This is a genomic window from Lentibacillus sp., assembly GCF_035301925.1.
Taxonomy (GTDB): Bacteria; Bacillota; Bacilli; order Bacillales; family Amphibacillaceae; genus Lentibacillus.
Genome location: NZ_DATGTI010000048.1, coordinates 40,485 through 54,366 on the forward strand (window position 1 = coordinate 40,485; position 13,882 = coordinate 54,366).

The 13,882-nt window shown below is 41.4% G+C and carries 15 protein-coding genes; all 15 read right to left on the bottom strand.

Features of this window, described 5'->3' with window-relative positions; genetic code table 11:
- Positions 1 to 108: 108 nt before the first annotated feature.
- Complete coding sequence (locus VK080_RS04480; protein WP_324223568.1) at positions 109 to 810, bottom strand: demethylmenaquinone methyltransferase; 702 nt, start codon at positions 808 to 810, stop codon at positions 109 to 111.
- A 3-nt stretch (positions 811 to 813) separates the two neighbouring features.
- Positions 814 to 1,638 (bottom strand): heptaprenyl diphosphate synthase component 1, encoded by an 825-nt coding sequence (locus tag VK080_RS04485; protein WP_324223569.1) that lies wholly within the window; start codon positions 1,636 to 1,638, stop codon positions 814 to 816.
- A 345-nt stretch (positions 1,639 to 1,983) separates the two neighbouring features.
- Entirely contained in the window at positions 1,984 to 2,196 is a 213-nt protein-coding gene (gene mtrB / locus VK080_RS04490; protein ID WP_324223570.1) for a trp RNA-binding attenuation protein MtrB, read from the bottom strand.
- Positions 2,197 to 2,340: 144 nt separating this feature from the next.
- Positions 2,341 to 2,613: an HU family DNA-binding protein gene (locus VK080_RS04495; RefSeq protein ID WP_324223571.1), complete on the bottom strand. Its 273-nt coding sequence runs from the start codon at positions 2,611 to 2,613 to the stop codon at positions 2,341 to 2,343.
- Between the two features lie 612 nt (positions 2,614 to 3,225).
- Positions 3,226 to 4,704: a stage IV sporulation protein A gene (gene spoIVA / locus VK080_RS04500; protein WP_324223572.1), complete on the bottom strand. Its 1,479-nt coding sequence runs from the start codon at positions 4,702 to 4,704 to the stop codon at positions 3,226 to 3,228.
- 198 nt (positions 4,705 to 4,902) lie between these two features.
- Entirely contained in the window at positions 4,903 to 5,631 is a 729-nt protein-coding gene (locus VK080_RS04505) for a hypothetical protein (RefSeq protein ID WP_324223573.1), read from the bottom strand.
- 13 nt (positions 5,632 to 5,644) lie between these two features.
- Positions 5,645 to 5,842 carry a DUF2768 domain-containing protein gene (locus tag VK080_RS04510; protein WP_324223574.1) on the bottom strand — a complete coding sequence of 66 codons (198 nt, stop codon included), beginning with the start codon at positions 5,840 to 5,842 and terminating at the stop codon, positions 5,645 to 5,647.
- 202 nt (positions 5,843 to 6,044) lie between these two features.
- Positions 6,045 to 6,305 carry a stage VI sporulation protein F gene (locus VK080_RS04515; protein WP_324223575.1) on the bottom strand — a complete coding sequence of 87 codons (261 nt, stop codon included), beginning with the start codon at positions 6,303 to 6,305 and terminating at the stop codon, positions 6,045 to 6,047.
- Positions 6,306 to 6,363: 58 nt separating this feature from the next.
- Entirely contained in the window at positions 6,364 to 7,401 is a 1,038-nt protein-coding gene (locus VK080_RS04520; RefSeq protein WP_324223576.1) for an NAD(P)H-dependent glycerol-3-phosphate dehydrogenase, read from the bottom strand.
- 12 nt (positions 7,402 to 7,413) lie between these two features.
- Positions 7,414 to 8,724 carry a ribosome biogenesis GTPase Der gene (der, locus tag VK080_RS04525; protein WP_324223577.1) on the bottom strand — a complete coding sequence of 437 codons (1,311 nt, stop codon included), beginning with the start codon at positions 8,722 to 8,724 and terminating at the stop codon, positions 7,414 to 7,416.
- Positions 8,725 to 8,824: 100 nt separating this feature from the next.
- A complete protein-coding gene (locus VK080_RS04530) occupies positions 8,825 to 9,442 on the bottom strand; it encodes a YphA family membrane protein (RefSeq protein ID WP_324223578.1) in 618 nt (205 codons plus the stop codon).
- Positions 9,443 to 9,536: 94 nt separating this feature from the next.
- A complete protein-coding gene (gene rpsA, locus VK080_RS04535; RefSeq protein WP_324223579.1) occupies positions 9,537 to 10,667 on the bottom strand; it encodes a 30S ribosomal protein S1 in 1,131 nt (376 codons plus the stop codon).
- Positions 10,668 to 10,741: 74 nt separating this feature from the next.
- Entirely contained in the window at positions 10,742 to 11,347 is a 606-nt protein-coding gene (locus tag VK080_RS04540; RefSeq protein ID WP_324223580.1) for a lysophospholipid acyltransferase family protein, read from the bottom strand.
- Positions 11,344 to 12,039 (bottom strand): (d)CMP kinase, encoded by a 696-nt coding sequence (gene cmk / locus VK080_RS04545; protein ID WP_324223581.1) that lies wholly within the window; start codon positions 12,037 to 12,039, stop codon positions 11,344 to 11,346. Before cmk ends, VK080_RS04540 begins: the two co-directional genes overlap by 4 nt.
- A 450-nt stretch (positions 12,040 to 12,489) precedes the next feature.
- Positions 12,490 to 13,845 (bottom strand): germination protein YpeB, encoded by a 1,356-nt coding sequence (ypeB, locus tag VK080_RS04550; RefSeq protein WP_324223582.1) that lies wholly within the window; start codon positions 13,843 to 13,845, stop codon positions 12,490 to 12,492.
- Between the last annotated feature and the right edge of the window lie 37 nt (positions 13,846 to 13,882).

The following is a 13,882-nucleotide window of genomic DNA, read 5'->3' on the forward strand; positions in this document are numbered from 1 at the left end:
CCGCATGTAATGGTCAGTAACCCGCCAAAATACAGCGGCTAACTGACCCTAAATGCCCGATTCGGTTCAACTAACATTCAGCGGGAAAGCGTCCCGCTGAATGACGTTTCACTTTATACCCATATGCATTGCGGCAACACCGCCTGTATATTGTTTTACACTGACTTGTGAAAAACCCGCGGAATAAAACATCTGCTTAAGCTTTTGTTTATCCGGAAAATTCTTTGCTGACTCGTACAGCCAGGCATATTCTTGATAGCTTTTGGCGAGCAATTTCCCTAACAAAGGCATGATAAAACGGAAATAGAGATAGTATCCCTGCCGGAAACCAATCAGCGTTGGCTGTGACGTTTCAAGGCATACCGCTTTTCCCCCTGGCTTCAGCACTCGATACATTTCTTTCAAAACTGTCATATAGTCCGGAACATTGCGCAATCCAAACCCAATCGTAACATAATCAAATGAATCATCATCAAAAGGAAGTTCCATCGCATTCCCCTGGATAAAAGACAGCTGATCATATTTTAGTGATTTATTTTTTTCCTTGGCAACGGATAGCATATTGTGACTGAAGTCCAGTCCGATAACTTGTCCGTTACTGCCGGCGGCTTCAGCAAGGGAAAAGGCCCAATCGCCGGTACCACAGCATACATCAAGCGCTTTTGTACCTTTCGTAACATTCATACGCTTCATGGCATCTTTCCGCCATACTTTATGACGCTTGAAAGAAATAATGGAATTCATAGAGTCGTATTGGCCATATATTTTTTCAAAAACTCGGTGAACCCGTTCTTCTTTTGTCTGTTGCATATATTACCCTTCTTCCGCCATTGAACTGTTACTTGATGCAGATGCTCTTAACGCATCTATCATACAGGACTTGATTGCTGAAAGATATGCTGGAAAGTGTGCCAGACGATCTTCCATCAGTGATGTTTCTTTATGGATGAATACTTCAATCGCGTGCAAAACTTCCTTGTCGCTGTTGCCAGGGATTTGTTCAGACCAGTGGCCAAAAGCCATATCAATGGCGGGATGGTCCGTGGTGTTTCTTGCATTTATTAATTTCTTCACAATTAGCCATTCCGCCGCAATACTGCTGATGTCTGTTTCCCCCACGAATTCTGCAACCCGGGTAATCAGGAGTGTTTCCAGCTTTTTAAAAATATGAATAAACGTTGCAAATGAATCGATATTTTTATAATATAATTGCATTTTATGTTCATTGATTTCTGTTATGGCATTTGCCAGAACTTGAATCATTCTGACGTCTTCTATTTCCGATAAAAGAAAATAATATAATCCGCTATAGTAATCACCTGCAAGTACGGCTAACTGCTTTGATTTTTCATCGTTACCGGCTGACGTGCAATTATCTGAATTCGGTACCAGGTCATGTGTGTCCAAGGCCGTCTGAACAAGCATTGCCGTACCGATATAACGTTCTTTTTTATATTCAGGTAAAGCAGTATTATTTAAAATTAAAGTCAGGACATATAATTTATCCTCATTCAAATTCGGTGTCTGTACGTGCTGTTCGATATAGGTATGTTGCATTTTATCTTTGATCAATGCTTTAAGTCTATTTATTTCCACACTGGAAGTCTGCAAACCAACCACCTGTAACCTTTCATCCATTTCAGAAATCGTACTGTCATTATAGCATATTATGACGTTCTTCCATAACTATAAATTGAAACTTTCTTCAGTGGAACAGTGTTCACCACTGAAGAAGAGGAACAAGGAACCCGGGCGTCCTGCTGCAGCTCCTTTTTGTGATCGTGCAGGCCCAAATCGGCGGCTTACTGACCTTTATATGCGGGATAAAGTGAAACTTCATTCAGCGGGACGTTTTTCCAGCTGAATGTTAGTTGAACCGAATCGGGCATTTAGGGTCAGTCAGCCGCCGTTTTTTGGCGGCTTACTGGCCTTTATATGCGGGATAAATAAGCAGGCGCACGAACTAAACAGAGATACCGTTATCTAATTATTGTTGATTTCGCCGTGACTGGTCTGGATAACAGCTTTACCCCTGATTTTTACAGCAGAGGTATGTTCGGTAAATTGTGCAATCATCACTTCATTTTCATCCAGTTTTTCTGAATGATGGAATCGTGTATCTGAGCCCCTTGTTAACCCAATAACATTTACACCGTCCTCCAAAGCTTTAATGACAAAAAAATCATTATGTTCCATAGCAAACACCTCTGCATCATTCTATTTATTGCCATTCGAATACCTTAACGAATAACTTGTTATGGTCAAGGTTAGATGTGTCCAAAGTGAAAAAAGAGCACGCAGATCACGTGCCCTTTTAAACCAGCCCTATGTAAGAAAATTTTATTTAACACTTTCTTTAAGGGCTTTTCCTGGTTTGAATGCAGGAACTTTACTTGCAGGAATTTTAATTTCTTCCCCTGTTTGCGGGTTACGTCCCTTACGTTCAGAACGTTCACGTACTTCAAAGTTCCCAAATCCAATCAGTTGTACTTTTTCACCTTTTTTAAGGGAATCCTGTACAGATTCGAAAACTGCATCTACAGCTTTTGTCGCATCTTTTTTGGAAAGGTCGCTTTTTTCAGCAACAGCATTGACCAAGTCTGTTTTATTCATGACATTCACCTCCTCCCAAAATGTCTGCATTGACATTGGAACAAACTGTAAACATATCACCATTTGTTCCCGATTTGTCCTATTTTATACTTAATGCCATCAAAATCATTGATGACATGGCTTATGTTAACCGAGATTGGTACAAAATTCAACAATAAATGCCTAATTTATCGGGTTTTATTTCACTTTTGGCTACATTTTCCAATATTTAGGTGGTGATTACAAAATAATTCGAAAATAAAGCGACCCTTCTATCAGTGGGGTTTTTAATCCCCCACTGATGGAAAAGAACAAAAGCTGAAACTTCGGGTTCCTGTTGCAGCACCAATATGAGCTGCATCGTAAATGTCCGAGCAAATCGGGCATTTACGATGCACACGTGCTGATGTCGATAATGTGACAGAACAAGGAATATTTCGCAGCGATACATTACACGAAGCGAAAATGTATTTTCGAGATCATCGTGTTTATTGTCAGCCTGCCAGTTAAGTGCTGGATGAACTGTTTTATGGCGGCCTTTGTTTATAATATACGATATCAATACCTAAACTCCTGCCTATAAAAGAAAAAAGTTTTATTTTAACGCAAAAAAATAGCAACTATTGATAGCTGCTATAAAATAATGGCTATTAACCCTCCGGAACCTTCGTTAATGATCCGCTCCAGTGTATCCTTTAATTTATACCTTGCATTTTCCGGCATTAATGAAATCTTTGCTTGAATACCTTCCCTGACAATCGAACTCAGCGACCTGCCGAAAATATCTGATTCCCAGATCGATAGTGGATCCTCCTCGAAATCTTGCATCAGATACCGGACTAATTCCTCGCTTTGTTTCTCGGTTCCGATAATTGGAGCAAACTCGGATTCAACTTCCACTTGTACCATGTGGATGGAAGGTGCAATAGCTTTCAGTCTGACACCGAATCTGGACCCCTGGCGAATGATTTCCGGTTCGTCCAACTTCATATCTTCCAATGTCGGCGCGGCTATGCCATAACCGGTCTGTTTAACCATCTGCAGAGCACCAGCCACCTGATCATACTCGCGCTTGGCATGGGCAAAATCCTGCATCAGCTCCAGCAAATGATCTTTCCCGCGGATCTCTTCCCCGACAATCTCTTTCAACACTTCATCATATAAATAATCCGGGGCATGCAAATCAATTTCGGCTATGCCATCCCCCATTTCCATACCGGCAATATTTGCTCTGTCAATATAGTCATAATCAGCAAAATCACCCACGATATGGTCGACATCGCGGAGACGTCTAATATTTTTTACAGTAGACTGAATGGCATCCTGATAATTTCGCTGCAGCCAATGGTCCTCATTCAGAACCATTACCCAGCTCGGCAGGTTAACATTAACTTCCAGAACCGGAAATTCATATAACGCTTCACGCATGACATTATAAACATCATGTTCAGTCATTGTTTCCACATTCATTGCCAGCACAGGAATATCATATTTTTCCATGAGTTCCTGGCGCAATAATTCAGTTTCATGGCTGGTTGGCCTTGCAGAATTGATAACCATAATAAAAGGTTTGCCAACTTCTTTCATTTCTTCGACAATTTTTTCCTCTGGTTCCTCATAATCAGTCCGTGCGATCTCTCCAAACGTTCCATCGGTTGTTACGATAACACCGATTGTGGAATGTTCCTGGATAACTTTTCGTGTCCCGATTTCAGCTGCATCATGAAACGGTATCGGATCTTCATACCAAGGCGTGTTAATCATCCTTGGACCATTTTCATCCTCAAACCCTTTGGCGCTTTCAACGGCATATCCAACACAATCCACCAGACGGACGTTGACGTCAAGTCCTTCATCAACGTGTACTGATACAGCCTGATTAGGAATGAATTTAGGCTCTGTTGTCATGATGGTCTTACCTGCAGCACTTTGCGGTAATTCATCCTGTGCTCTGCCGCGTTCGCTCTCATCCCCAATATTCGGCAGAATCCCCAGTTCCATAAAATGTTTAATAAACGTTGATTTTCCTGTCCGGACAGCGCCTACAATACCCAGATAAATATCTCCATTCGTCCGTTTCGAAATATCATTGAAAATATCAACTCTCTCCAAACGATCCCCTCCCGATCTCCTTTTCAAAAATCAAAAACAACATGCGAATGATTGACATTACAAGTCTATGATGTTGTCCTATCAAATTATGACTCAATTATTCCTAAAAGAGGCAAAAAGGATATAAAATAATATTCAAAGCTATAAATCCCTTGCAACACAATATATGTCGCAAGGGATTTATTATGATTAATTATTTTAACTGGATGATAATTGGAAAACAGGTTCCCCGTCCCGAATCGTATAAGGAAGCGAATAGGCCGGCACGAATGGTGTATTTTCAGCTAACAGATAGCGTATGTCATCCCCTTCTGCAAAATCATGTTCATATTCGTCAAGCGCTCTGTTTAAATCAATCCGGTAATCAACATAAAGATTGCCTTCCGTATCCATTACGATTGGAAGGTTTTCCTGCGAATACGGACTTACAACATACGGCTGGGAATCAAGTCCCAGCTTTTCATGATCAATTTGAAAAATACCTTCAGCAATTTCTTTGCCGAATGGGGGATAAATATGTTCGTTGCGATAGACATTAAGTTTCACAGCTACTTCCCTGATAGCATCGGAAATCCGTAAATCGATCAGTTTTACGCGTGGATCATCTTCCGGCGTCATAATAGTATATTGATAAATGCCGCCATTTTCATAGGCAGTTCCAGGGATTTCAGTCATAATGTTTTGTTCTTTTAACGCTTGGAAGTCAATCAAATATTTTTGAAAAATAGGTGTATCGCTGTCCTTTGTTTTAATCGGTAATAACCCATCTGTCTGTTCGTGGTATTGGTCAACTGCTGATTGTACTTTTTCCAACTGGGAATTGTTTGGCTCTTTGTTTTTTGATAATTCACTTTCCGGATAAAGACAGCCGGTCAAGAGAAATATGATCAGTATTGGCGAGAAAAGCCGGATATATGTATTGTTCATGACCTTGACCCTCCTATGCTGTGGGACCCGTAAACACGATATATAAAATAATGATTGTACCAAATAGCAATGATAAATACGCCATTAGTGACACAATTCCTGAGAATATACCTTTTAATTTATACCTGCTCAGCAATATGAGTCCCATTGCCAAGAGCAGCAAACCCATTCCCACGAATGAGATCCACATATTCAGCATACTTTCTGACATTTCATTCACTCCTGTTTCAACATGCAAATCGTATTATAACATATGAAAAGTGGACGAGCACGAAAAAAAGTCCGGGATGAAGGGGGCTGACTTCATCCCGGTTTGACTAAATAATACCCACAGCAACTCTATCCATGAATGCTTGTGCGATTTATTTTATGCGAGCATACTGACCAGTGTATCCTCATTTGCCCAGTTAGCCCTATTTTTTAAACATTTTATTCAATGTCTGCATATCCATCGGCATGTTATTTTTGGTTATTGATTCAACAATCTTGTCTTCTTTGGCTTTGGATATTGGTTTGTTTGCCATTTTTGCCAATCGCTGTACAAGAGCTCTGACTGTCTTTTCATCCGAAAAATCGGCATTTTTTACAGAATTTGCCACTTTATAAACTTCATTTGGGCTGATATCTGAATTCTGCTGAACTTTATCAAACAGATTGTCTTGGAAGTTACTCACATGCTCGCCTCCTTGCATATTCATTTCAACATAGTATATGCAAAGCGGCGATTAAGTGTCATTCCGCGTAATTTGCACGCAGGAATGAAGCAATATCTTCCATTTCATCCCGTTTATTCCGGTTCATTAACTGCTCGACAACCACTTTGGGTTTTTTATCATCAAAAAGAATCTGATACAGTCCTTCCGTAATCGGCATCTCAATCTGCTGTTCCCGGGCAAACTGGTAAGCTGCTTTAGTAGTTCGGACCCCTTCTACAACCATCCCCATTTGTTGCAGGACCTGATCCAGTTTTTGTCCTTTGCCCAACAGGTTGCCTGCACGCCAATTCCGGCTATGGGGGCTTGTACATGTGACAATCAGATCACCGACACCTGTCAAGCCCAGAAATGTTAATGGGCTGGCGCCGAGCGAGGCTCCCAGTCGGGTTATTTCAGCCAGTCCTCTGGTAATCAGGGCTGCTTTTGCATTGTCACCGTAACCTAACCCGTCGGAAATGCCTGCTCCTAGTGCAATAATATTTTTTAAGGCACCGCCCAATTCAATGCCAACCATATCATTACTTGTGTAAACACGGAATGATTCATTAATGAACAGATCCTGGGCAAATGCTGCATTCCGGCTGTTTTCCGATGAAACTGTCACCGTCGTCGGCTGCCGTTTGCCGACCTCTTCTGCATGACTTGGTCCCGAAAGCACGACAACGTCCTTATCATCATAATCGCCCATTTCCTCACCAATCATTTGGGATACCCGTTTCAGTGACTCCGGTTCAATCCCTTTCGTTGCGTGAATAATGGTTGGAGGGTTTTTCAGTGTTTTGTCCAATTCTGAACAAACTTCACGGATTGCCTTTGTTGGTACAACGATAATAATGGCAGAAACATCTTCAATTGCTTTATCCAGTGTATTAAATGCCATAATCTGCTCAGGGATATCTGTATCCAGATATTTTTCATTTTTATGTGTTTTGTTGATCGTTTCAGCCTGTTCTCTGCGATGTGTCCACAACCTGACATCGTGTCCGTTATCGGCCAGCACCATACTTAATGCCGTTCCCCAGCTCCCAGCACCTAATACTGCTACTTTAGACAATGTTGTTCCTCCTTACTGTCGCTTTCTCGCAAATATCTTTATCGGTGTTCCCACAAATCCAAATGCATCTCTGATTCGGTTTTCCAAAAATCGTCGATATGAAAAATGCATTAAATCGGGATCGTTAACAAATATGACAAAACTTGGCGGTTTCACAGCAACTTGCGTTGCATATAACACTTTCAGCCGTTTTCCTTTAACTGTCGGCGTCGGGTTCATGGCCAGTGCGTCCAAGATGACATCATTCAGTACGTTTGTCGGTACGCGTTTCGTATGATTTTCACTTGCTGTTTTAATGGCAGGAATTAACGTATGTAATCTTTTCCTGGTTTTGGCGGAAAGGAAAACAATTGGCGCGTAATCCAAGTACTGAAATTGTATTCGGATTTTTTGTTCAAATTCTTTCATCGTTTTTTCGTTCGTCTCCACTGTATCCCATTTGTTGACGACAATAATGATACTGCGCCCAGCTTCGTGTGCATAACCAGCAATTTTTTTATCCTGTTCTCTTATGCCTGTTTCAGCATCGATTAAAACCAAAACAACATCTGAACGTTCAATCGCTTTTAATGCCCGCAGTACGCTGTATTTTTCAGCTGCTTCATATACTTTACCGCGCTTGCGCATACCAGCCGTGTCGATAATCACAAAGTCCTGGTCATCTTTGTGCAGGTACGTATCCACCGCATCTCGTGTCGTCCCTTCCTGTTCGCTCACAATGACACGTTCTTCATTTAATAGAGCATTGACCAATGAAGACTTGCCGACATTCGGTCTGCCAATCAAACTGAAATAGATCGTATCTTCATCCGGTTCTTCATCGTTCATTTCCGGAAAATAACCGACAACTTCATCCAACAAATCGCCAAGCCCAAGACCGTGGACCCCGGAAATGGGAAACGGCTCACCAAATCCCAATGCATAATATTCATAAATTTCATCGCGCATTTCCGGGTTATCGATTTTGTTCACAGCAATGACCACCGGTTTATTGGATTTATATAAAATTTTTGCCACCTCTTCATCAGCGGCTGTTATACCTTCGCGGCCATTCAGTAAAAAGATGATCACATCCGCTTCTCTGATGGCTATTTCTGCCTGCTCGCGCATTTGAACAAGCAATGGTTCATCACTCATTTCAATGCCGCCTGTGTCAATGACATTGAATGTGGTTGTCAGCCATTCAGCTTCTGCATAGATCCGGTCACGTGTCACCCCTGGCGTGTCTTCCACAATCGAAATCCGCTCGCCAACAAGCCGGTTGAAAATGGTTGATTTTCCTACATTTGGTCTGCCCACAATTGCTACAACTGATTTTCTCATGAAAGGAACATCCTTTCCGCATCTCTCTTTATCTTTTTGACCAACCTCTTTAGTACACACTTTTATTAATTCTAGCAAAAGAACTCGTTAACCACAATTATTATTGGGCCTGCTTTCTGAAAAATGGTTTTGATTTTGCAGCTGAAGTTCGGAATTTTTTGGCTAATTTTAACTTCAACCTTAAGGCAGAGTCGTGACAGACGGCAACAACCATCAGCACAAGCATTAAATCCAAAAATCGTTTATCACCAATGACGTTTGGTATTGAAAAATCAGCGATGATAATACTGTAAAGCAATTCGCCGCCTGCCATTCCGAGCAGACCACACGCCAATCTACTCCAGAACCCCGTTGTCATGGCAGCCATTAAAATGTAAAGGAAACATGAAATGATCAGCATTGGCGGGAAAAAATGTTCCAGCGGGAGCTGATTCTCCCAAATAAGAACGCCAGTATATCCAATCATAATTGTGAGTGATACAAAAACATGAAAGTATATTCTGGGAATTTTGGTATGTAAAATAAGAGCTCCAATTAGAATCAGCGGATAACTTAAAGACAGTTTAAAGCCATCTAGGGATAATTGAAAGCCGGAACATAGAATCAATAGCAATAGCCAGCAAGCCAGAACTAATCTGTATTTGTTTTTCCGCATAAAAAAAGTAACTAAAATCCATAAGATCCAGGAAAACCAATAAAAAAGAAGTCCGTTGCTCATAACTTCACCACCCGCCACTACCATTATGGCTGCCTCGTGAGAATTCTAAACAAAAAGAGCTCTTTCGGAATGGAAAGAGCTCGCAATGTTAACATTATTTGTATTTATTGAGTTCATCACCGACAAAATCACCGAGCTGGAATCCTGACTGGTCGTCATCTTTTTCGTATTGTTTCACTTCTGAGGCTTCCTTATCCTGTTCAAGTTCCTTTATGCTCAAGGAGATGCGTTCTTCTTGTTCATTGACATCCAAAACTTTCACTTCGATTTGCTGACCGACTTCAAGAACTTCCTGAGGTGTTCCAATATGCCGGTTGGCAATTTGTGAGATATGGACTAAACCTTCAACTCCCGGGAAAACTTCAACAAACGCACCAAAATTGACAAGGCGTTTCACTTTACCTACAAGCACTTCTCCACGCGCTACACGGTCTTCAATGTTTGCCCATGGGCCGGGAAGTGTTTTCTTGCGTGAAAGTGAAATCCGCTCATTATCCCTGTCAATGGCCAATACTTCTACTTTAATCTTGTCCCCTTCAGAAACAACATCCGAAGGTTTTTCGACATGTTCATGGGCAAGCTGTGAAATGTGGACAAGTCCATCAATACCGCCAAGGTTAACAAAAACGCCAAAATTGGTCAGACGCTGGACAGTACCTTCAAGTACTTGTCCTTCTTCCAATGATTGCAGCACTTCCTGTTTTTTCGCATTCATCTCATCCAGAACAACGTCTTTATGGGACAGGATGATGCGATTTTGTTCACGGTCCAGATCAACAATTTTAACGGTAAGCGGTTTGTTTATATAATCGGAAAAGTCCTCAACGTAATAGGTTTCCACCAGTGAAGCCGGCATGAACCCGCGAACACCGACATCAGCTACAAGACCGCCTTTTACGACTTCTTTTATCTCGGTCTCAAAGACGTCACCGTTCTGATATTTTTCCTCGAGATCTTTCCATGCACGTTCAGCATCCACTGCTTTTTTGGACAAAATGACTTCATCATCATCCAATTTTTTTACATATAAGGTCAGTGAGTCTCCCTCTTCAACGGCATCACCAGCCTTTTCAATATGGAGACTTGATAATTCACCGATTGGCACAATGCCTTCCGTTTTATAGCCAATATCAACAAGAACTTGTTTATCTTCCACTTTTATTGCTGTTCCTGTTACAATATCTCCTATGTTCAATTGCGTCATTCCATTACTGGATTCAGTCATACCATTAGCCCTCCTTAAAATACATAACAACAGAAAATCAAAATACCCTTTTTTATAACTTCTAATATTTATAATTATTTGTCAAGCGAAGTATCCTGGGAATGATAATTTTCAATCAAATTTTCGATTTCGATCATAATGGCCTCCGCGGCATCTTTCGCTGATGCTTTTGTGTCACGGTAAGCTTCCATATTCATCGCCTCGCCATAAATGACAGTCAGTTTTTTGCCTGGTTTATATGGACCGATAATCGCACACGGAATGATTGCTGCGTTGGATCTTAATGCAAAAAAACCAGCTCCGGCCAGCGGTTTTCCAAGCTGGCCCGTTTTGCTGCGAGTTCCTTCAGGGAACAGCCCCAGTGTATTGCCATTTTTCAGAATTGCCAATCCTTTTCGAAGTGCATTCCGGTCACTCATACCTCTTTTCACCGGGAACGCATGGATGCCTGACAGGAGTTTTCGCAAAAACATTTTTTCAAACAATTCACCTTTTGCCATAAAATAAATATCACGGGGTGAGGTGATTCCAACGACAGGTGGATCGAGATTGGAAATATGATTGGAACAAATGATGACAGGACCGCTTTTTGGAACATTTTCCTTTCCGATGACCCGGATGCGGAACAGTGGAAAGAATAAGACTGATACAACCACTTTGGCTACTTTATAAAGACTCATCCGTATTCCCTCGGGTCCCGCATTGCCTTTTCCGCCTCACTCAGAATGGCTTCTGCAACTTCCTTGATTGATAAATTGGTGGTATCCAATTCAATGGCATCGTCAGCCTTTATTAATGGCGCAACATCACGCATTGAATCAATCCGGTCCCTTTGCTCAATCTCCTGTTTCAACTGCTCAAAGTCCGGGGCGAATCCTTTTTCGACATTTTCATCATATCGGCGTCTTGCCCGTTCTTCTACAGAGGCTTGTAAAAAAATCTTCACCTCTGCATCGGGGAGAACCTGAGTTCCGATGTCGCGGCCATCCATGACTACCCCCCGCTTTTTGGCGAGTTCCTGCTGCCTTTTGACCATTTCTTTACGCACACTGGCATGCTTGGATGTGTAGGAGACATGATTGGTCACCTTCGCAGAACGAATGTCATTAGTCACATCCTCACCATCAACCAGGACATGCTGCTGAGTGTCCCCCTGCACAAGCGCTATGCTCGTCTCAGCCAAAAGGCCGGATAGTTTGTTTTCATCTTCCAAAGAAACCCCTTCACGCAGTGCCTTAAAAGTCAAGGCTCGATACATTGCCCCAGTATCAATGTATATAAATGAAAGTTCCTGTGCGACGATTTTGGAAACAGTACTTTTACCTGCTGCCGCAGGGCCGTCGATTGCGATAGCTATTCCATTTGTATTCATGACGATCTTTCATTCCTTCGTTAATTATAAGATGGGTGGCACATTTAAACATGCCAGTAAAAATCATTATCAAATTAAGCTATGTAAACTTATATTTAGAATCATAACATACATCATAATAAAAGTTCTACTGATTTTCCACCCCTCCCTGTCCTCCTTATGATAAATTCATTTTTTATCTTGCATTACCCTTTTTTGAAATGAACACACGGAAAGCTTGATCCGAACCTATATGGGTATTTTGATGTGAGTGGGTGCTACAAAATATAGTGTCTTATATGTTTCGTCATCAATTGATAAATCGTTAACATAATGTACATTTTTTCGGTAACTTTACTGCGCTTCTTTCAGGTTGTATATCGCCATGGTAAGCTCCGGGCCTATTTTCCTAAAACCCCTCCGAATGCGTCTTTATACCAATTATGGCAAAACATAAACAAAGGGAAAGACTTAAGTCCTTCCCTGTGAAGCGGATGCATAATTAATTTCAGTTCCATCCAGTTTTTCCACTTTTTCTTCAGTTCCATCCATGGCATTGATGAATATCCGGTATGTCTCGTTATCGAGAACCCCGAGAAATTCATAGACCAGCACTTCGTCGCCAACATCATTATCAATAACGGCCATGTATTCTTCGTTAATTTTTACGTCCGGATTGACTTTTTCTTTTGCTTCTTCAATGGTAAGCTCCGGTTCAGGAATATCCCGCTCCTTATGGTTCATAAAGTAATTTCTCGCCGTTATGCCGAGCAGCTCACCGTTATCCAATCCCACTTTCAGCTCGATTGCATCCGAGTAAATCCGTACACCATCCTGATTGTAAAGAAAGGAATAGACACCGGTATTGTCAAACTGATTACTGGTAAAAACGTCCATATCTTCAAAATTATATTGTTTTAAATAGCTTTTTGCCTTTTCCAGTCCTTCATTCAGACTGATTTTTTGTTCCTGGACATCCCGGTTAATCAACAGTGTGAGCGGATGCCCCCCTTGTTTGGTTATATCCAGGTAACCATTTTTGTCGCCATTTTGATATGAAATGCTGTATATCGGTACATCGGCTCCCTTGCCGCTTTCTGTCACAGTCAGGTTACCAGCATTTTCGACATTCAATAATTCCTGACCTCGTTTTGCTGCTGCTTCTTTATTAATTTTTTGACCAGTCAAGTTCTGATATTCATGTTCCTCTGATGATGTGCCTGTTAACGCGGAGTCCACATTACTCTCGGCAAATCCCTCGACTTTCTTTTCAACTGTCTTAAATCCATCGACAATTGTATTATCCGATTGTTCATCCTGGGTGGCTAAGGCTAATTGCACATCCATCCATCGGAGATTTTCATCCAACACGGTATGCTGTACGTTCCTTAATTCATCTTTCAGCTCGCCGGATTGTTCATATAAATTATTTAGCGTCTTTATTTCCTTATCGTTCAACGGTTTTTCCTGTAAATCTCTGACAGCTGTCCGATAGGTAAATTCACCTATTTTTGAAAGAAATTCTTCTGTTTTGTTAAACGGCATTAAAGTCAGCGGGAGCTGTCCGACATTGGACGTCGCCTCTGATGTCAGTCTCCAAATTTCAACCATTTGCGGTGAGAGTTGTTCCCTTGAGTTCATTGCCAGCGCTGTGCCAATCTTATCATGCATTAGATCCATGTGATAAGAAAGCTCATGAAATGCCCTTTGATAATTATTTTCGGCTTGTATTAAAACCGCATTTTTCTCCTGATGCTCCTGATATCCCCAGAAACCTACACCGGCTATTCCCAGTGTAAGAATGCCTATTAAAATCCAACGTCCCATTTACTTCACTCCTTCCTATTTGGCAAATATGTGTTTT